14 protein-coding genes are annotated in these 16,810 nt (G+C 71.8%); 4 read left to right on the top strand and 10 right to left on the bottom strand.

All coding sequences use genetic code 11. The features are described 5' to 3' along the window. Positions 1-34 precede the first annotated feature (34 nt). Positions 35-2,434, bottom strand: a complete 2,400-nt coding sequence (locus tag ABZZ17_RS26675) for an ATP/GTP-binding protein (protein WP_356879305.1) — start codon at positions 2,432-2,434, stop codon at positions 35-37. Positions 2,435-2,676: 242 nt separating this feature from the next. Between ABZZ17_RS26675 and gabT the strand changes: the two genes are divergently transcribed. Both gabT and ABZZ17_RS26665 read left to right on the top strand, forming a co-directional pair. Then, the gene (gene gabT, locus ABZZ17_RS26670) at positions 2,677-4,011 is read left to right on the top strand and encodes a 4-aminobutyrate--2-oxoglutarate transaminase (RefSeq protein WP_356879303.1); all 1,335 of its coding nucleotides are present in this window, start codon (positions 2,677-2,679) and stop codon (positions 4,009-4,011) included. Between the two features lie 457 nt (positions 4,012-4,468). Next, positions 4,469-4,990 (top strand): phosphatase PAP2 family protein, encoded by a 522-nt coding sequence (locus tag ABZZ17_RS26665; protein WP_356879301.1) that lies wholly within the window; start codon positions 4,469-4,471, stop codon positions 4,988-4,990. Here ABZZ17_RS26665 and ABZZ17_RS26660 read toward each other — a convergent pair. The 8 genes from ABZZ17_RS26660 to ABZZ17_RS26625 all read right to left on the bottom strand — a co-directional run bounded on the left by ABZZ17_RS26660 (position 4,953) and on the right by ABZZ17_RS26625 (position 14,734). Next, the gene (locus ABZZ17_RS26660) at positions 4,953-6,764 is read right to left on the bottom strand and encodes a glycoside hydrolase family 18 protein (RefSeq protein ID WP_356879299.1); all 1,812 of its coding nucleotides are present in this window, start codon (positions 6,762-6,764) and stop codon (positions 4,953-4,955) included. The two genes, ABZZ17_RS26665 and ABZZ17_RS26660, sit on opposite strands and share 38 nt — an antisense overlap. Positions 6,765-6,834: 70 nt before the next feature. Next, on the bottom strand, positions 6,835-7,311 hold the full coding sequence (locus ABZZ17_RS26655; RefSeq protein ID WP_356879297.1) for a hypothetical protein: 477 nt from the start codon (positions 7,309-7,311) through the stop codon (positions 6,835-6,837). 182 nt (positions 7,312-7,493) lie between these two features. Next, complete coding sequence (locus ABZZ17_RS26650) at positions 7,494-8,912, bottom strand: FAD-dependent oxidoreductase (protein WP_356879295.1); 1,419 nt, start codon at positions 8,910-8,912, stop codon at positions 7,494-7,496. Between the two features lie 23 nt (positions 8,913-8,935). Continuing rightward, positions 8,936-9,742 (bottom strand): ABC transporter permease, encoded by an 807-nt coding sequence (locus tag ABZZ17_RS26645; RefSeq protein WP_356879293.1) that lies wholly within the window; start codon positions 9,740-9,742, stop codon positions 8,936-8,938. After that, the gene (locus ABZZ17_RS26640) at positions 9,742-10,677 is read right to left on the bottom strand and encodes an ABC transporter permease (RefSeq protein ID WP_356879291.1); all 936 of its coding nucleotides are present in this window, start codon (positions 10,675-10,677) and stop codon (positions 9,742-9,744) included. The genes ABZZ17_RS26645 and ABZZ17_RS26640 overlap by 1 nt, the downstream gene beginning before the upstream one ends. Next, positions 10,674-11,843, bottom strand: a complete 1,170-nt coding sequence (locus ABZZ17_RS26635) for an ABC transporter ATP-binding protein (RefSeq protein WP_356879289.1) — start codon at positions 11,841-11,843, stop codon at positions 10,674-10,676. Before ABZZ17_RS26635 ends, ABZZ17_RS26640 begins: the two co-directional genes overlap by 4 nt. 76 nt (positions 11,844-11,919) lie before the next feature. Beyond that, the gene (locus ABZZ17_RS26630; RefSeq protein WP_356879287.1) at positions 11,920-13,170 is read right to left on the bottom strand and encodes a spermidine/putrescine ABC transporter substrate-binding protein; all 1,251 of its coding nucleotides are present in this window, start codon (positions 13,168-13,170) and stop codon (positions 11,920-11,922) included. A 49-nt stretch (positions 13,171-13,219) separates the two neighbouring features. Then, a complete protein-coding gene (locus tag ABZZ17_RS26625) occupies positions 13,220-14,734 on the bottom strand; it encodes a gamma-aminobutyraldehyde dehydrogenase (protein ID WP_356879384.1) in 1,515 nt (504 codons plus the stop codon). 182 nt (positions 14,735-14,916) lie between these two features. Here ABZZ17_RS26625 and ABZZ17_RS26620 point away from each other — a divergent pair, with 182 nt between their 5' ends. Both ABZZ17_RS26620 and ABZZ17_RS26615 read left to right on the top strand, forming a co-directional pair. Continuing rightward, a complete protein-coding gene (locus ABZZ17_RS26620) occupies positions 14,917-15,471 on the top strand; it encodes an NADAR family protein (RefSeq protein ID WP_356879382.1) in 555 nt (184 codons plus the stop codon). Beyond that, the gene (locus tag ABZZ17_RS26615) at positions 15,468-15,887 is read left to right on the top strand and encodes an NUDIX hydrolase (RefSeq protein WP_356879285.1); all 420 of its coding nucleotides are present in this window, start codon (positions 15,468-15,470) and stop codon (positions 15,885-15,887) included. The genes ABZZ17_RS26620 and ABZZ17_RS26615 overlap by 4 nt, the downstream gene beginning before the upstream one ends. Positions 15,888-15,967: 80 nt before the next feature. On the opposite strand, the gene ABZZ17_RS26610 is transcribed toward ABZZ17_RS26615, so the two are convergent. Next, on the bottom strand, positions 15,968-16,687 hold the full coding sequence (locus ABZZ17_RS26610; RefSeq protein ID WP_356879283.1) for a DUF4190 domain-containing protein: 720 nt from the start codon (positions 16,685-16,687) through the stop codon (positions 15,968-15,970). Positions 16,688-16,810: the final 123 nt, after the last annotated feature.

Here is a 16,810-nt window from a genome sequence, read left to right as displayed (position 1 = left end):
CCCCTCTCGATTCTGCCACCCCGTACGGGTCCGCTCAGTCCGTACCGGCCAGCCGCAGGAGCAGCGGCGCGGCCCGCTCCCCACGTACGGAGGTCAGGGACAGCACCGCGCAGCCGGGCGGTACGGCGTGCGCGAGGTCGGAGGCCGACCAGCGCTCCCGCTCCACCTGGCGGACGGTCACCGCGTCCGTGGTGACGGCCTTGCCGGTGACCAGCTTGCGGAAGGCGTGGACGGCCCGGGTCAGCGGCTGGTCGGCGAAGACGGTCCGGTGCGTCACGTCGCGGGTCTCGACCCACTCGGTGCCCCAGGCCTCGGCGAAGCGCTTGCCGTCCCAGGTGGTGACCCCGGAGAAGGCCATCCGGCAGCCGACCGCGCCGAGCAGCGGGGTGCGCAGGGCTTCCGGTACGTCGTCCAGGGTGCGCAGGGTCAGCAGCACCCCGGCGTTCGCGGAGCGCAGGCGCTGTACGCCGCGGACGGTCTCGGGGGTCAGGGTGTGCGAGGCGTCGTCGAGGGCGAGGAACGCGAACAGGGAGCGGTCGGCGCGGGCCGCGGCGGCGGCGTTGAACTGGGCGAGGAGCAGCCGGGTCAGGATCCGCGAGGCGTCGGCGTGCCCGCGCTCGGGGAGGTCGACCCGGACCCGGATCGGGTGTTCCAGGGCGCGCATGGAGAAGGGCCGGCCCTGGCCGCTGGTGTCGAAGAACCCGGCGAAGGCGGGCCGGTCGAGGAGGGCGACGCGGTCGGCGAGGGCCGGGCCGGGGTCGCCGGGGGCCCCGTGCTGGCGGATCCGGGCGTCGAGTTCGCGGAGCATGGGCTGCTGGCCGGCGCCCTCCAGGGCCTGGCGGAGCGTCGTGAGGGCGGGCGGCAGCTCGTCGAGCAGCTCGCGCAGCTCGGGCACGGCGGGGAAGCGGCCGTACGCCGCCCGGAACGGGCCGAGCAGCTGGGCGAGGGCGGTGGCGGCGCGGCGCACGTCGATGCCGGGGACGTCTCCGACGAAGGCCTCGGCGAGCAGCGTGGCGGCTTCGTCGGGGTCGGCGGCGCCGCCGTACAGGTCGAGGTCGTGCACGGATTCGGGGTCGCCGATCCGGACGACGATGTCGTAGGCGCCGTCGGGGCCGAGCCGTGCCCCGGCGGGGCCGACGGCGACGACGGCGGCCTGCCCGGCCAGGGCCTGGAGCGCGAGGGCCTCGACGACGGGGCGCACGAGGTGCCGGGTCTTGCCGGCCCCGGACGGGCCGACGGCGAGGAGGGACGTGCCGAGTACGCCGGGGTCGACGGCGAGGGGGGTGTCGCGGCGGGCGTAGGGGTTGCGGGGGCCGTCCTCGACGGTGCCGAGGAGCACCTGGCGGGCCAGCAGATCGTGCCGGGCCGTCCGGACGGGCAGGTCCCGCGCCCCGGACGGGTGCACGCAGGCTCCGGCGCCCTTGTCCCGCACGGCCTCCGCGAACGCCTGCCGGCGCGAGGGATCGGCCCGCACGGACTCCCACGCCCGCCGGATCCGCGCATAATCCACATCACTCATCCGCCCGGCAACCACCTCCCCCCCGAGCCGGTCCGCCACCTCCCCCAACCCAGCCCCCCGCACGTCGCTCCACACGACGGGATCGTCGTCGGCCCCGGCCACGATCGGACGCTGCTCGTCGGGGCCGGCAGTCACTGCGCCGCGTCCTGACGCACCGGCAGCCCGGCGCAGCGCGAGCCAGAGGAAGGCCAGGATGATCAGGACGTTCAGGAAGGTATCCGCCTTCGCCATCGTGGAACTGTTGCCCACGGTGTCCGCCGGGTTCAGGGGGAGGAGCGGATAGACGGCAAGGCGGACGGGCAGTGCGTAGTCGGCCACAAGGTAGAGCGTGATCAGGCAGCCGACGGCGGCCGAAGCCGCCTGTACCAATCGGCCGTGCACCGTCACCAGCCGCCGCCAGGCCGTGACCCAACCTCCCAAGCGGCCGAAGCCGTAGAGCAACACTGCATCGAAGAAGAGCTCGTACAGGGGCAGCGCCACGTCCCCGCCTGTGTTCTTCACCGGATCCCCGGTTAGCGGTTCCCACCAGTCACCCGGAGTGAAGAGCCTGACCGGAACCTTCCAGTAGGGAAAGTAGCCGTTGCGCATCAGCGTCCAGACAAGCACACAGGCGAGCAGGGAAATGGCGGCGCCACCGAACAGAGTCCGGTCGGATGCCGCGCCCGGTTCTTCGTCGGAGCGTGGCACGTGGCCGAAGCCCCAAACTCCCGGCTCGGTCGAGTTGCGGGGTGTACGCAGCCATTCGGCCAGGCCGGGGCCCGCGGAGTCGGCAGGTCCTGAGGCCGCGCCCGGTGTCCGGGTGGGGATCGGGGGTGGGGAGCTCGGCATCGGCGGCACCGCACCCGGACCCCCCGCCGGCCGGGGGACGTCCCCCCGGCGGGTCGCCTGGTCCTCGTACGCGCCCTCGGTGTCCATGAACCCCTGCCCCCTGCCCGTGCCGTGCGCTGCGCTGCGGCGCTCAATCTAGTGCCCGGCCCGGGCCCTGGGCCCGTACCCCGGCATGATCCACGAGTCACGCGCCGGTTCCTTCCTATGGCCGTCGCGGACAAGGACACGCGGGCACCACTCCCGAACGGAGCATGCCTTACCCCCTCCCCCGGGCCTAGCCTGCGGACAAAGACACAAGTGCGTCCGAAAACACCCCCCAGGAGCCCCCTATGACCGCTGTCCCGCAGGAGCGCCGCATCGTCACCGCGATCCCCGGCCCCAAGTCGCAGGAGCTGCAGGCCCGCCGCCTTTCGACGGTGGCCGGCGGCGTGGGCTCCGTGCTGCCCGTGTTCACGGCCCGCGCGGGCGGCGGCATCATCGAGGACGTCGACGGCAACCGTCTGATCGACTTCGGTTCCGGCATCGCCGTGACCTCGGTCGGCGCCTCCGCCGAGGCCGTCGTGCGCCGCGCGTCCGCGCAGCTCGCCGACTTCACCCACACCTGTTTCATGGTCACGCCGTACGAGGGCTACGTCGAGGTCTGCGAGGCCCTGGCCGAGCTGACCCCGGGTGACCACGCGAAGAAGTCGGCCCTGTTCAACTCGGGCGCCGAGGCCGTCGAGAACGCCGTCAAGATCGCCCGTTCGTACACCAAGCGTCAGGCCGTCGTCGTCTTCGACCACGGATACCACGGCCGTACGAACCTCACGATGGCGCTGACCTCGAAGAACATGCCGTACAAGCAGGGCTTCGGTCCGTTCGCCCCCGAGGTCTACCGCGTCCCGGTCGCCTACGGCTACCGCTGGCCCACCGGCGCCGAGAACTGCGGCCCCGAGGCCGCCGCCCAGGCGATCGACCAGATCAGCAAGCAGATCGGCGCCGACAACGTCGCCGCGATCATCATCGAGCCGGTCCTCGGCGAGGGCGGCTTCATCGAGCCGGCCAAGGGCTTCCTCCCGGCGATCGTGAAGTTCGCCAACGACAACGGCATCGTCTTCGTCGCCGACGAGATCCAGTCCGGCTTCTGCCGCACCGGCCAGTGGTTCGCGTGCGAGGACGAGGGCATCGTCCCCGACCTGATCACCACCGCCAAGGGCATCGCGGGCGGTCTGCCGCTCGCCGCGGTGACGGGCCGCGCCGAGATGATGGACTCCGTGCACGGCGGCGGTCTGGGCGGCACCTACGGCGGCAACCCGGTGGCGTGCGCCGGTGCGCTCGGCTCCATCGAGACCATGAAGGAGCTCGACCTCAACGCCGCGGCGAAGAAGATCGAGTCCGTCATGAAGACCCGCCTGACGGCCATGCAGGAGAAGTACGACATCATCGGCGACATCCGCGGCCGCGGCGCCATGATCGCGATCGAGCTGGTCAAGGACCCCGCGTCCAAGACCCCGAACCCGGAGGCGGCCGGCGCGCTCGCGAAGGCCTGCCACGCCGAGGGCCTGCTCGTCCTCACCTGTGGCACCTACGGCAACGTGCTCCGCTTCCTGCCGCCGATCGTCATCGGCGAGGACCTGCTGAACGAGGGCCTGGACATCCTGGAGACCGCGTTCGCGGGCATCTGATCCGCGGATCCAGGACCGGATCCACGACAGGATCCACGACCGGATCCACGGGCATCTGATCGAACGTCTAGAACGTCCGATCGCAGCGCCCCCGGCCCTACCCGCGGTAACGGTCGGGCGCTGTGAAGAAGCTGTGCGGGGCCGATGGCGGGAGCGCGTTCCCGCTGTCGGCCCCTCTTCCGTTGGCGTACGGTTTCTGCAGATGAGTGAGACAGACCGTTCCCGGGAAACCGGGGGCGACACCAGTACCGGGCTTCCCCAGCGCCGTACTGGGCATGCGTTCGCGCACACTCCTCACCGATCGGACAGCCGTCCGCCCCAAACCCCCCGGGGCGCGCGGGAACCCGATCCGGGCGGCCGTCCCGGAACCATCCCCCCTGTTCCGGGACGGCCGGCCACTCTCCTCCTCGCGGCCCTGTGCCCCCTCCTCTTCGCCCTGATCACCTGGCAGGTCCTGGTGGAGGGGCCGCTGCTGACCCCCGATCACGCGCTGAGCCGCGTGCTGGTGCGCACGGTCCCCGACGCGGTCACCGAGGGCCTCGCCGATCTCGGCAACGTTCCCGTCGCCCTGCCGGTCCTGCTCGTGGCCATGGCCTACGCCCTGCGCCGCGGGGACCGCCGCGGCCCGCTCGTGGCGGGCCTGGCGATGGCCCTGGTGCCGGCGCTGGTGATCCCCTTCAAGGAGTGGACCGCCCGGCCGGGCCCGCTGGAGCCCTGGGCCGCCGGCTACTACCCCTCGGGCCACACGGCCACCGCCCTGACGGCCTACGTCGGCGCCGCCCTGCTCGTCGCCCCGTACGCCCGCCGCCGCTGGCCCCTGCCCCTCGCGGCCGCCCTGACCGCCCTGACCGCGACGGGGCTGGTCCTGCGCGGCTTCCACTGGCCCCTGGACGTCCTGGCCAGCCTCCTGCTGTGCGCTCCGCTCCTCGTCTGCGTCCGCGTCAGCGTCGGCCGAAGTACGCGTCGAAGGTCCGGCTGAACTCCCAGCCGCCGAAGCGGTCCCAGTTGATGGACCAGGTCATCAGCCCGCGCAGGGCGGGCCAGGTGCCGTGGGTCTGGTAGGTGCCGCAGTTCTGCTTCTTCGTGAGGCAGTCCAGGGCCTTGGTGACCTCGGCCGGGGAGGTGTGGCCGTTGCCGGCGTGGGTGGTCGCGGGGAGGCCGATGGCGACCTGGTCGGGCCGCAGGGGCGGGAAGACGCGGGCGGAGTCGCCGGCCACGGGGAAGCCGGTGAGCAGCATGTCGTTCATGGCGATGTGGAAGTCGGCGCCGCCCATGGAGTGGTACTGGTTGTCGAGGCCCATGATCGGTCCGGAGTTGTAGTCCTGGACGTGGAGCAGGGTCAGGTCGTCGCGCAGGGCGTGGATGACGGGGAGGTAGGCGCCGGCGCGCGGGTCCTGGCCGCCCCAGGGGCCGGATCCGTAGAACTGGTGGCCGAGCTGGACGAAGAAGGTCTCGGGGGCCATGGTCAGGACGAAGCCGGGGCCGTACTTGGCCTTGAGGGTCTTGACGGCGGAGATCAGGTTGACGATCACCGGGGTGGTGGGGGCGCGGAAGTCGGTGTCGCCGGTGGCGAGGGAGAGGGAGTGGCCCTCGAAGTCGATGTCGAGGCCGTCGAGGCCGTACTCGTCGATGATCTTGCCGACGGAGGTGACGAAGGCGTCACGGGCGGCGGTGGTGGCCAGCTGGACCTGGCCGTTCTGGCCGCCGATCGAGATCAGGACCTTCTTGCCGGCGGCCTGCCTGGCCTTGACGGCGGCCTTGAACTCGGCCGGTGACTCGACGTTGGGGCATTCGGCGACGGGGCACAGCCGGAAGCGGATGTCGCCCGAGGTGACGGAGGTCGGCTCGCCGAAGGCGAGGTTGACGACGTCCCAGGAGGCGGGGACGTCGGCCATCCGTACGTAGCCGGAGCCGTTGGCGAAGCTCGTGTGGAGGTAGCCGACGAGGGCGTGCGGGGGCAGGCCGGGGCCGCCCGGGCCGCCGCCGTCGGCCGGGGTGGTGGCGGAGGCCGGGGCGCTCTTCGGGGATTCGCCGGCCGCGTTGACGGCGCTGACCCGGAAGGTGTGGGTGGTGGACGCGGCGAGGCCGGTGACGGTGGCCGAGGTGCCGGTGGCGCTCTGGGGCGCGGCTCCCTCGCGGTGGATCCGGTAGGAGGTGGCTCCGGGGGCCGCGGCCCAGGTGAGGGCCACCGATCCGGCGGAGGTGGCGGTCGCGGTCAGGCCGGTGGGGGCGGCCGGGACCTGGGGCTGGCCCGGGCCGCCGGGGTCCGGTCCGATCAGGGTGACGCCGTCGGTGTGGTGGGCGCCCTGGCCGTACCAGCCGTGGGTGTAGACCGTCACGGAGGTCGTCGCGGGGCCGGTGCGGAAGCTCGTGGTGAGCTGCTTCCAGGCGCCCGGGCTCTGGGTCCAGACCGAGGTGTCGGTCGTGCCGGTTCCGGTCGCGCCGAGGTAGACGTAGGCGCCCTGGACCCAGGCGGCGAGCGTGTACGCCGAGTCCGGGGCGACGGTGACGGTCTGGGAGCAGCGGGCGTTGTCCTGGCCGGCCGGGGTGGCCCGGAGGGCGGAACCGCCGCTGTGGACGGGGGTGGTGACGGTGGCTCCGCTGCCGCCCGAGCAGGTCCAGCCGTCGAGGCCGGTCTCGAAGCCGCCGTTGCGTACGAGGTCGGCGTCCGCCGCCGCGGCCGGCGGGCCCGCTGCGAGGAAGCCGGCCGCCGCCAGGGCGGCGGCCGTAAGGAGGGACCGGGCTCTGCGCACAACTGCCTCCGGGGCGTGGGGGGATGGAGGGGGTCAGCGGCGCCCAAGATGGTCCAGACCAATGCGCTTGTCAAGGCTTCCGGCCCTCCCGCTCCCCCGGACCGCCGGCGGCGGCGGCCGCCGCCTCGTGCATGGCGAGTTCCAGGACCGCCGGGTCGGTGAGGGTTCCGCTGCCGTCGGGGACCACCAGCCAGCGGACGCCGCCCGTCGCCCGGCCCGGGTACGGGACCACGATCCAGCTGCCGCGCCCGGCACCGCGTACGCCCGTGCCGATCCAGCGCGAGGCCGTGCCCGGGGGTACGAAGAAGCCGACCCGGGAGTCCCCGAAGTCGGCCAGCACCGGGCCGGGCCCGCCGGGCAGCAGGCGCAGTACGTCGAGGGTGGCCTGCCCCAGCTCCCCCGGAAGGATCAGCACGTCCCAGCTCCGGCCGGCCGGGAGGAGGGCGACCCCGAGGGGGTGGCGCTCCCAGTCCCAGCGGCAGGCGTCGGGGTCCGGCGCCACCGATACCAGCCAGTCCACTGCCGTCTTGGTCGCCGCGAGCGTCATCGCCCGGCCTCCGTTCGTCTCGTGCGGTGAGGGGTTCTCACCGGGAGAGAGCGGGGCCGGGCGCGGGTATGACGCGGGTTCCGTTACTCCGTGGTAGTGAAGCGGGTCACACGGTGATCGCGGGTGCGCCCGGCGCACGGGGGTCGGCTGATCGGTTCATCGACCCGGCCGTACGCCGCCGGTCAGCTGTCGAAGCCGAGGCCGAGGCGGTCCATCGTCCGCAGCCACAGGTTGCGGTGCCCTCCCCGGGCGTCCGCGCGGGCCAGCGACCACTTCGTGAGCGCGATCCCGGTCCAGGCGAAGGGCTCGGGCGGGAACGGCATCGGCTTGGACCGCACCATCTCCAGCCGGGTGCGCTCGGTCGGGACCCCGTCGAGCAGGTCGAGCATCACGTCGGCGCCGAAGCGGGTGGCTCCCACCCCGAGCCCGGTGAAGCCGGCCGCGTAGGCGACCTTCCCGGAGTGCGCGGTGCCGAAGAAGGCGGAGAAGCGCGAGCAGGTGTCGATGGCCCCGCCCCAGGCGTGGCTGAATTTCAGCCCCTCCAGCTGCGCGAAGGCGGTGAAGAAGTGTTCCGCGAGCTTGAGGTAGGTCTCGGGGCGGTGGTCGTACTCGGAGTCGAGCTTGCCCCGGTAGGGGTAGATCGCGTCGTAGCCGCCCCACAGGATCCGGTGGTCGGGCGTGATCCGGAAGTAGTGGAACTGGTTGGCGCTGTCGCCCAGGCCCTGCCGGTTCTTCCAGCCGACGGCGGCGAGCTGCTCCTCCGTCAGGGGTTCGGTCATCAGCGCGTAGTCGTACACCGGGACGGTGAACGGGCGGATCCGCTTGACCAGCGACGGGAAGATGTTGGTGCCGAGCGCGACCCGGCGCGCGAGGATCACCCCGTACGGGGTCTGCACGGTCATCCCGGCCCCGGCCGGGGCCAGCTTCAGGCCGCGGGTGTTCTCGTAGATCCGCACGCCCAGCTCCAGGCACGCCCGCTTGAGGCCCCAGGCCAGCTTCGCCGGGTTGAGCATGGCGACGCCGTCGCGGTCCCACAGGCCCGCGAGGAAGGTCGGCGAGTTGACCTCGGCCCGCAGGGCGTCGCCTTCCAGCCATTCGGAGCCGTCCCCGAGGCCGAGGCGGCGGGCCTCCTCGTGGAGCTCGCGCAGTTCCTCCACCTGGTGCGGTTCGGTGGCGACGTCGATCTCGCCGGTGCGCTCGAAGTCGCAGTCGATGCCGTACCGGGCGACGGCCTCCTCGATGGCGTCGAGGTTGCGGGCGCCCATCTCCTCCAGCCGGGCGAGGTCCTTCGGCCAGCGGGCCAGCCCGTTGGAGAAGCCGTGGGTGAGGGAGGCGGCACAGAAACCTCCGTTGCGCCCGGAGGCGGCCCAGCCCGCCTCCTTGCTCTCGATCAGGACGACGTCCCGGCCGGGGTCGCGCTCCTTGGCGAGCAGCGCGGTCCACAGGCCGCTGTAGCCGCCGCCGATGACGAGCAGGTCGCACCGCTCGTCGGAGGTGAGGGCGGGCTGAGGGGCGGGCTTGCCGGGGTCGTCGAGCCAGTACGAGACGGGCTTGGCGTCCGAAAGGGATTTCGCAACACTACGCATGGCGACTGGGGCCATGGCTTCCAACTCCCTACAGGGGTCTACTTCGGTTGTGCCTTCTTGCGGCGGTTGCCGACCATCTGGCCGGCGAGGACCACCAGCACCGCGATGACGAACATCGCCGTGCCGATGACGTTGATCTGCACGGGCGTACCGCGCTGGGCCGATCCCCACACGAACATGGGGAAGGTGACGGTGTTGCCCGAGTTGAAGTTGGTGATGATGAAGTCGTCGAAGGAGAGCGCGAAGGACAGCAGCGCGCCCGCCGCGATACCGGGTGCCGCGATGGGCAGCGTGACCCGCAGGAAGGTCTGCACCGGACCCGCGTAGAGGTCGCGCGCGGCCTCCTCCAGGCGCGGGTCCATCGACAGCACGCGCGCCTTGACGGCGGCGACGACGAAGCTGAGGCAGAACATGACGTGGGCGATCAGGATCGTCCAGAAGCCCAGCTGGATGCCCATGTTCAGGAACAGCGCGAGCAGCGAGGCGGCCATCACGATCTCCGGCATCGCCATCGGCAGGAAGATCAGCGAGTTGACCGCACCGCGCGCCCGGAAGCGGTAGCGCACCAGCGCGAAGGCGATGGCGGTGCCGAGGACGGTCGCGCCGATGGTGGCCCACAGGGCGATCTGGAGGGAGAGCGAGAGGGAGCCGCAGAGGTCGGCGACCCCGCAGGGGTCCTTCCAGGCGTCGAGCGAGAACTCCTGCCAGGAGTAGTTGAAGCGGCCCGTCGGGTTGTTGAAGGAGAAGAGGGTGACGACGAGGTTCGGCAGGATCAGGTAGGCGAGCGTGCACAGGCCCGCGATGACGACGAGATGGCGGCGCAGCCAGGCCAGGGGCTTGTTCATCAGACCAGGTCCTCCGTTCCCGCTCGGCGGATGTAGACGGTGACCATGATCAGCACGATGGCCATGAGGATGAAGGACAGCGCGGCCGCGGTGGGGTAGTCGAGGATCCGCAGGTACTGCGACTGGATGACGTTGCCGATCATCCGGGTGTCGGTGGAACCGAGCAGTTCGGCGTTCACGTAGTCGCCGCTCGCGGGGATGAAGGTCAGCAGGGTCCCCGAGACCACGCCCGGCATCGACAGCGGGAAGGTCACCTTGCGGAACACCGTGGCGGGGCGGGCGTAGAGGTCTCCGGCGGCCTCGTGGAGGCGGGTGTCGATCCGCTCCAGGGAGGTGTAAAGCGGCAGGATCATGAAGGGGAGGAAGTTGTACGTGAGACCGCAGACGACCGCGAGCGGCGTGGCGAGGACCCGGTCCCCCTCCGTCATGCCGAGCCAGCTGGTCACGTCGAGGAAGCCGATGCCGTTCAGGACGGCGACCACCGGTCCGCCGTCGGCCAGGATCGTCTTCCACGCCAGGGTGCGGATCAGGAAGCTGGTGAAGAACGGGGCGATGACCAGCACCAGCAGGAGCCCCCGCCAGCGTCCGGCCTTGAAGGCGATCAGGTAGGCCAGCGGGTACCCGAACAGCAGGCACAGCGCGGTCGCGGTGCCCGCGTAGAGCAGGGAGCGCAGGAACTGCGGGTAGTACTCGGTGAAGGCGTCCCAGTACGTCTGGAAGTGCCAGGTGACCTCGAAGCCCTCTTCGAGCGAGCCGGTCTGCACCGAGGTGGAGGCCTGGTAGACCATCGGCAGGACGAAGAAGACCAGCAGCCACAGGATGCCGGGGAGCAGCAGCCAGTACGGGACGAGCCGCTTGCGCAGCGACGGCTTGTGCACCGGCGGTTCCACCGCGGCCGGGGCGGGCGCCTGGGGCGGCGCGGCGGTGGCGCTCACGCGCTCTCCTCGGCGGTCTCGACGCCGGCGTCGCCCATCGTCCCCGCGAGCATGGACTGGGCGGCGTCCAGTCCGAAGGTGTGCTCCGGGTTCCAGTGGAGGACGACCTCGGCGCCGGGGACCAGGCGGGCGTCGCGCTCGATGTTCTGCGCGTACACCTCCAGTTCCGGGCAGACCGGGCTGTCGATGACGTACTGGGTGGACACGCCGATGAAGGAGGTGTGCGCGATCCGCCCGGCTATCGTGTTGCGGCCCGCGGCGACGGTGTGCGCCTCTTCGGCGTGGACCAGGGAGATCTTCTCCGGGCGCACTCCGACCAGGAGCTTTCCGCCGGTGCGGGGCGCGGTCGAACATCGTGCGGCGGGCAGCCTCAGCCGGGTGCCGGCCGAGCTGACGGTGACGTCCGCGGACCCGGCTTCCAGTACCTCGGCCTCGATGAGGTTGGAGGTGCCGAGGAAGTTGGCGACGAACGTGGTCTTCGGGTTCTCGTAGAGCTCGGCGGGGGCGCCCAGCTGCTCGACGCGGCCGCCGTTCATCACGGCGACGGTGTCGGCCATGGTCATGGCCTCCTCCTGGTCGTGCGTGACGTGGACGAAGGTGATGCCGACCTCGGTCTGGATCCGCTTGAGCTCCAGCTGCATCTGGCGGCGCAGCTTGAGGTCGAGGGCGCCGAGCGGCTCGTCGAGCAGGAGCACCTGCGGGTGGTTGATGAGGGCCCGGCCGACGGCGACGCGCTGCTGCTGGCCGCCGGAGAGCTGGTGCGGCTTGCGCTGGGCGAACTGGCCGAGCTGGACCAGCTCCAGCATGTCGTCGACCTGCTTCTTGACGGACTTGATGCCCCGGCGGCGCAGTCCGAACGCGATGTTCTCGAAGATGTTCAGGTGCGGGAACAGCGCGTAGCTCTGGAAGACGGTGTTGACCGGGCGCTTGTACGGCGGCAGGTGCGTGACCTCGCGCTCGCCGAGGCTGACCGTGCCGGTGGAGGGCTCCTCCAGCCCGGCGATCATGCGCAGGGTGGTGGTCTTCCCGCAGCCGGAAGCGCCGAGCAGGGCGAAGAAGGAGCCCTGGGGGATGGTGAGGTCCAGCGGGTGCACTGCGGTGAAGGAGCCGTAGTGCTTGCTGATCCCTGCGAGGCGGACGTCGCCGCTCGCGGTCTTGTCAGTCATGGGCCTGGGCCTTCGGTGGTGGTGTCGTGGAAGGGGGCGGAAGCACGGGTGCGCAGGCGTGTGCCGGGCGGCTCCGTCAGGCGCCGATGAGCTTGGCGAACTTCTCCTCGTACGCCGTCTCTTCCTCGCTGGTCAGGGAGCGGAAGGCGTGGGCCTTGGCGGCCATCGCCTTGTCCGGGACGATCAGCGGGTTGTCCGCGAGCGCGGGATCGATCTTGGCGAGCTCGTCCTTGACGCCCTCGACCGGGCAGACGTAGCTGATGAAGGCGGCCAGCTGGGCGGCGACCGCGGGCTCGTAGTAGTAGTCGACGAGCTTCTCGGCGTTGGCCTTGTGCCGGGCCTTGGCCGGGACCAGCAGGTTGTCGCTGGAGGTGATGTAACCCGGCGCGGGGATGGCGTACTTGATGTCCGGGTTGCCGGCCTGGAGCTGGATGACGTCGCCGGCCCAGGCGAGGCAGGCGGCGAGGTCGCCCTTGTCCAGGTCCGCCGTGTAGTCGTTGCCGGTGAAGCGGCGGATCTGCTTGGTGTCCACGCCCTTCTGGAGCCGGCCTATCGCCCCGTCGAAGTCCGCGGTGGTGAAGTGCGCCGGGTCCTTGCCCTGGTCGAGGAGGGTCATGCCGACGCTGTCGCGCATCTCCGTGAGGAAGCCGACCCGGCCCTTGAGGGTGGGGTCGTCCAGCATCTGCGTGACGGAGTCGACCGCCTTGCCGCCGGTGGCCTTGGAGTTGTAGGCGATGACGGTGTCGATGCCGGTCCACGGGTAGCTGTAGGAGCGGCCCGGGTCCCAGTCGGGGCTGCGGAACTGGGGGATCAGGTTGGCGTAGGCGTGCGGCAGGTTCGAGGGGTCCAGTTTCTGCGCCCAGCCGAGCCGGATGATGCGCGCGGCGAGCCAGTCGGTGACGACGATCAGGTCCCGACCGGTGTCCTGGCCCGCGGCGAGCTGCGGGCGGATCTTGCCGAAGAACTCGACGTTGTCGTTGATGTCCTCGGTGTACTTGACCTTGATCCCGGTGCGCTTGGTGAACTCCTCCAGGGTCGGACGGGTCTTCTCGTCGTCGCTGGTGTCCATGTACTCGGTCCAGTTGGAGAAGTTGACCTCCTTCTCCTGCGCCGAGTGGTCGTCGGAGGCCGCCGCCGCGTCGCCCTCCCGCCTGGCGGGCGGGATCCCGCAGGCGGTGAGGGCGGACAGGCCGCCGAGGGTGAGCGCGCCGACTCCGGACGCGCGCAGCAGGGAGCGGCGGGTGAGGGCGCCGCGCCCGCTGGTCAGACTGCGTCGCATCGCGGCGAGTTGCGCCGCCGAGAGACGGTCGGGCTCGAACTGCTCCATGCGCGTTGCCCTTTCGGGATGGGTGTGCCGCTGGTCAGGCGGTACTCGGCTATCGGTCCCCGAAGATCGTGCGGTGCCAGTCCTTCGCGGCGACCGCGGTGTTGTCGTACATCACGTGCTTGACCTGCGTGTACTCCTCGAAGGAGTACGAGCTCATGTCCTTGCCGAAGCCGCTCGCCTTGTAGCCTCCGTGGGGCATCTCGCTGATGATCGGGATGTGGTCGTTGACCCAGACGCAGCCCGCCTTCATCTCGCGGGTGGCCCGGTTCGCCCGGTACAGGTCGCGGGTCCAGGCGGAGGCGGCGAGCCCGTACGGGGTGTCGTTGGCCAGGTCGAGGCCCTCGTCGTCGGTGTCGAAGGGCAGCACGACCAGGACCGGGCCGAAGATCTCGGACTGGACGACCTCGCTGTCCTGCGCGGCCCCGGTGATCAGCGTCGGCCGGTAGTACGCGCCCGCGGCGAGCTCGCCCCCCGGGATCGCGCCGCCGGTGACGACGGTGGCGTACGCGCGGGCCCGCTCCACGAAGGCGGCGACCCGGTCGCGCTGGGCGTGCGAGACGAGCGGGCCGAGGTCGGTGCCGGGCGCGAAGGGGTCGCCCAGGCGGACGGTCTCCATCAGCTCGGCGACCCGGGCAACGAAGGCGTCGTGGAGGGGGCGCTGGACGTAGGCGCGGGTGGCCGCCGTGCAGTCCTGGCCGGTGTTGATCAGCGAGGCGGCGACCGCGCCGTGGGCGGCGGCCTCCAGGTCGGCGTCGTCGAAGACGAGGAAGGGGGCCTTCCCGCCGAGTTCCAGGTGGAGCCGCTTGACGGTGGCGGTGGCGATCTCCGCGACCCGCTTGCCGACGGCGGTGGAACCGGTGAAGGAGGTCATGACCACGTCGGGGTGGCCGACGAGGTGTTCGCCCGCGTCCCGGCCGGCCCCGGTGACGATGTTGATCACACCGTCGGGCAGGCCGGCCTCCTTGGCCGCCTGGGCGAACATCAGGGAGGTCAGCGGGGTCAGCTCGGCGGGCTTCAGGACGATCGTGTTGCCCGCGGCGACGGCCGGCAGGATCTTCCACGCGGCCATCTGGAGCGGATAGTTCCAGGGGGCGATGGAGCCCACGACGCCGATGGCCTCGCGGCGTACGTACGAGGTGTGGTCGCCCGAGTACTCGCCGGCCGCCTGGCCCTGGAGGTGGCGGGCGGCGCCGGCGAAGAAGGCGGTGTTGTCGATGGTCCCCGGTACGTCGAACTCCGTGGACAGCTTGACCGGCTTCCCGCACTGCAGGGACTCGGCGTGCGCGAAATCCTCCGCCTGCGCGGCCAGTACGGCGGCCAGCCGGTGCAGCGCGTCCGAGCGCTCACCCGGGGTGGCGCCGGACCACGCGGGGAAGGCGCGCTTGGCGGCGGCGACGGCCGCGTCCACGTCCGCCGTGCCCGCGAGTTCGTAGGTGAGGACGTCCTCACCGGTGGCGGGATCGACGATGGTGTGCGAACGGCCCGAGGTACCGGACCTGAGCTGCCCGTCGATGTACTGCGCGCCGTCTGCGAAGCGGTCCTTAACCTGGAAGCGGTTACCCATCACGCTCTCACGCTCTCCGTAGCTACAGCTCGAATTGAGTGCCGATCCTGGCAGAGGTGTTCCCCTCCGCCAAGGGATTCCGTTGTTGCCTTTTGATTACGCGACGGAATCGGTCGACCATGTGTCGAGGCACACCCGAAATCCCGTACGAAGTGTCCGTGGTGACTGCAAGACTCGCGTGCATGGAGATGGTCGACAAGTTGATCGAGCAGGTCAGGCGTGGTGAGAGGGTCAAGTACCTGCCCTTCTGGGGGCACCGTCCGCGGGCCGGCGGGCAGCTGGGGCCGAGCTGCCTGAGCCAGTGGTGGCCGTCCGCTTTCACTGTCGGTGAGGTCCGCTACGCCACGGCCGAGCACTGGATGATGGCCGGCAAGGCCCGGCTGTTCGAGGACCCCGAGGCCGAGCGGGCCGCGCTGGGGGCCGCAAGCCCGGCGGAGGCCAAGACGGCCGGGCGGCTGGTGCGCGGCTTCGACGACGCGGTCTGGGCGCGGGAGCGGTTCGCGCTGGTCGTGGAGGGCAGCGTGCACAAGTTCGGCTCGGACCCGGCGCTGCGCTCCTACCTCCTGGGCACCGGGTCGCGCGTGCTGGTCGAGGCGAGCCCCGTGGACCGCGTCTGGGGCATCGGGCTGGCCGCCGACGACGAGCGCGCCCTGGATCCCGCCCGCTGGCGCGGGCTGAACCTGCTGGGCTTCGCGCTGATGGAGGCGCGGGAGCGGCTGCGCGAGGAGAGCGCGTGACCCGCCCCGGGCGGATGCGGGTGGCCGCCGTCATCGTCCGGGACGGCTGCGTCCTGATGGTGCGCGAGCGCGGGAAGGGGCCGTCCGGGCTGCACGACGGGCCCGAGTACTGGACCCTGCCGGGCGGCGGTATGGAGCCCGGGGAGGACCCGGAGGAGGCCGTCCGGCGCGAGGTGGCCGAGGAGACGGGACTGCGCGCCCTGGAGGTGCGGTACGCGTACGAGGCGCCGTACCCCTCGGGGTGGACCTCCTGCTTCCGGGTCGAGGTGGCACCCGGGGAGCCCCGGCTGGGGGTCGACGGGGACCTGGCCTGCGCCTGCCCCCGGATGGTCGGGCTCCGCTGGGTGCCGCTCGCGCGGACCGGGCCGGACGGCCCCTACATGGTGCCGACCCTGCTGTCGGCGGTCCCGGAGTGAGCGTCCGGCGGTAGGCGCGGGCGCCCCGGGTGCGGGCGGCCGCTCGGCCGGGGCCGGGCTGCGGCCGGGGGCCGCCCTGGTCAGACGCGTTCCCGGACCTCCGAGACCGAGGGGGCGGTGTTCCCGTCGCGGTCGTCTTCGGCGTAGTCGGCCGGGCTGAAGGCGACCAGCAGGCCCAGGACGACCCCCAGCACGATGCCCACGGCGCCCAGGATGATGCCGGCCAGGGCCATCCCGCCGCCGCCGGCCTGACCGCGGTTCGCCTTGCCCCGGCCCACCACGCCGAAGACGACCGCCGCTATGCCGAGGGCTATCGACCCGATCACGGTCACGCAGGCGAGCACGGACAGGATGCCGAGCACCAGGGCGGTCACGGCGAGGCCGCTGGTCACGGGCGGGGCGTAGCCCGGGTACGCGTACCCCGGATAGCCCGGGTACGGCAGCCCGGCGGGCCCGGGAGCGGCGTACCCCGGATACCCGGGAGGCGCCCCCTGGTACGCCGGACCGCCGGGATCCGGCTGCGCCGGGTACCCGTAGGTATCCGGCTGCGCCGGGTACCCGTAGGCGGGCGTCTGTCCGGTGCCGGGCGGGGAGGTCTGCGGCGCCCCGTACGGCGGGGTCGGGGCGTAGGGCGCGGGCTCCGGCGCGCCGGGCATCCCGGTGAGGGTGGGCTGGTCGTGCACCGGGGGAACGGCCCCCGCGGCCGCACCGCCCGGGGTCCCCCGCGTCTTGCCCAGGTCGACCGCCGGCTGCTCCGGCGGCGCCCACGGGTCCCTCGGCTGCGGGCTGTGGTCGGTCATACGGAGCCCCCCTTCTCGTACAGCCATGCTAGTGCCGTGGCCGGGAAGGTTTGCCGGGTCGCGGCGTCCGGTGCGGTGCGTCTCAAGGCGGAGGGCCGCGGCTCGTACTGGACGTACCTCCGT

The sequence above is a fragment of the Streptomyces sp. NPDC006512 genome (genome assembly GCF_040611935.1).
In the GTDB taxonomy this organism is placed as follows: Bacteria; Actinomycetota; Actinomycetes; order Streptomycetales; family Streptomycetaceae; genus Streptomyces.
The sequence above is the reverse complement of the archived record's forward strand: the minus strand, read 5'-3'. Positions and strand labels throughout refer to the sequence as shown.

Excerpts from the sequence above, each read along its gene's own strand:
- ABZZ17_RS26675 (WP_356879305.1), bottom strand. The coding sequence starts at position 2,434 with ATGGACACCGAGGGCGCGTACGAGGACCAGGCGACCCGCCGGGGGGAC.
- gabT (WP_356879303.1), top strand. The coding sequence starts at position 2,677 with ATGACCGCTGTCCCGCAGGAGCGCCGCATCGTCACCGCGATCCCCGGC.
- ABZZ17_RS26655 (WP_356879297.1), bottom strand. The coding sequence starts at position 7,311 with ATGACGCTCGCGGCGACCAAGACGGCAGTGGACTGGCTGGTATCGGTG.
- ABZZ17_RS26650 (WP_356879295.1), bottom strand. The coding sequence starts at position 8,912 with ATGGCCCCAGTCGCCATGCGTAGTGTTGCGAAATCCCTTTCGGACGCC.
- ABZZ17_RS26645 (WP_356879293.1), bottom strand. The coding sequence starts at position 9,742 with ATGAACAAGCCCCTGGCCTGGCTGCGCCGCCATCTCGTCGTCATCGCG.
- ABZZ17_RS26635 (WP_356879289.1), bottom strand. The coding sequence starts at position 11,843 with ATGACTGACAAGACCGCGAGCGGCGACGTCCGCCTCGCAGGGATCAGC.
- ABZZ17_RS26630 (WP_356879287.1), bottom strand. The coding sequence starts at position 13,170 with ATGGAGCAGTTCGAGCCCGACCGTCTCTCGGCGGCGCAACTCGCCGCG.
- ABZZ17_RS26625 (WP_356879384.1), bottom strand. The coding sequence starts at position 14,734 with ATGGGTAACCGCTTCCAGGTTAAGGACCGCTTCGCAGACGGCGCGCAG.
- ABZZ17_RS26620 (WP_356879382.1), top strand. The coding sequence starts at position 14,917 with ATGGAGATGGTCGACAAGTTGATCGAGCAGGTCAGGCGTGGTGAGAGG.
- ABZZ17_RS26610 (WP_356879283.1), bottom strand. The coding sequence starts at position 16,687 with ATGACCGACCACAGCCCGCAGCCGAGGGACCCGTGGGCGCCGCCGGAG.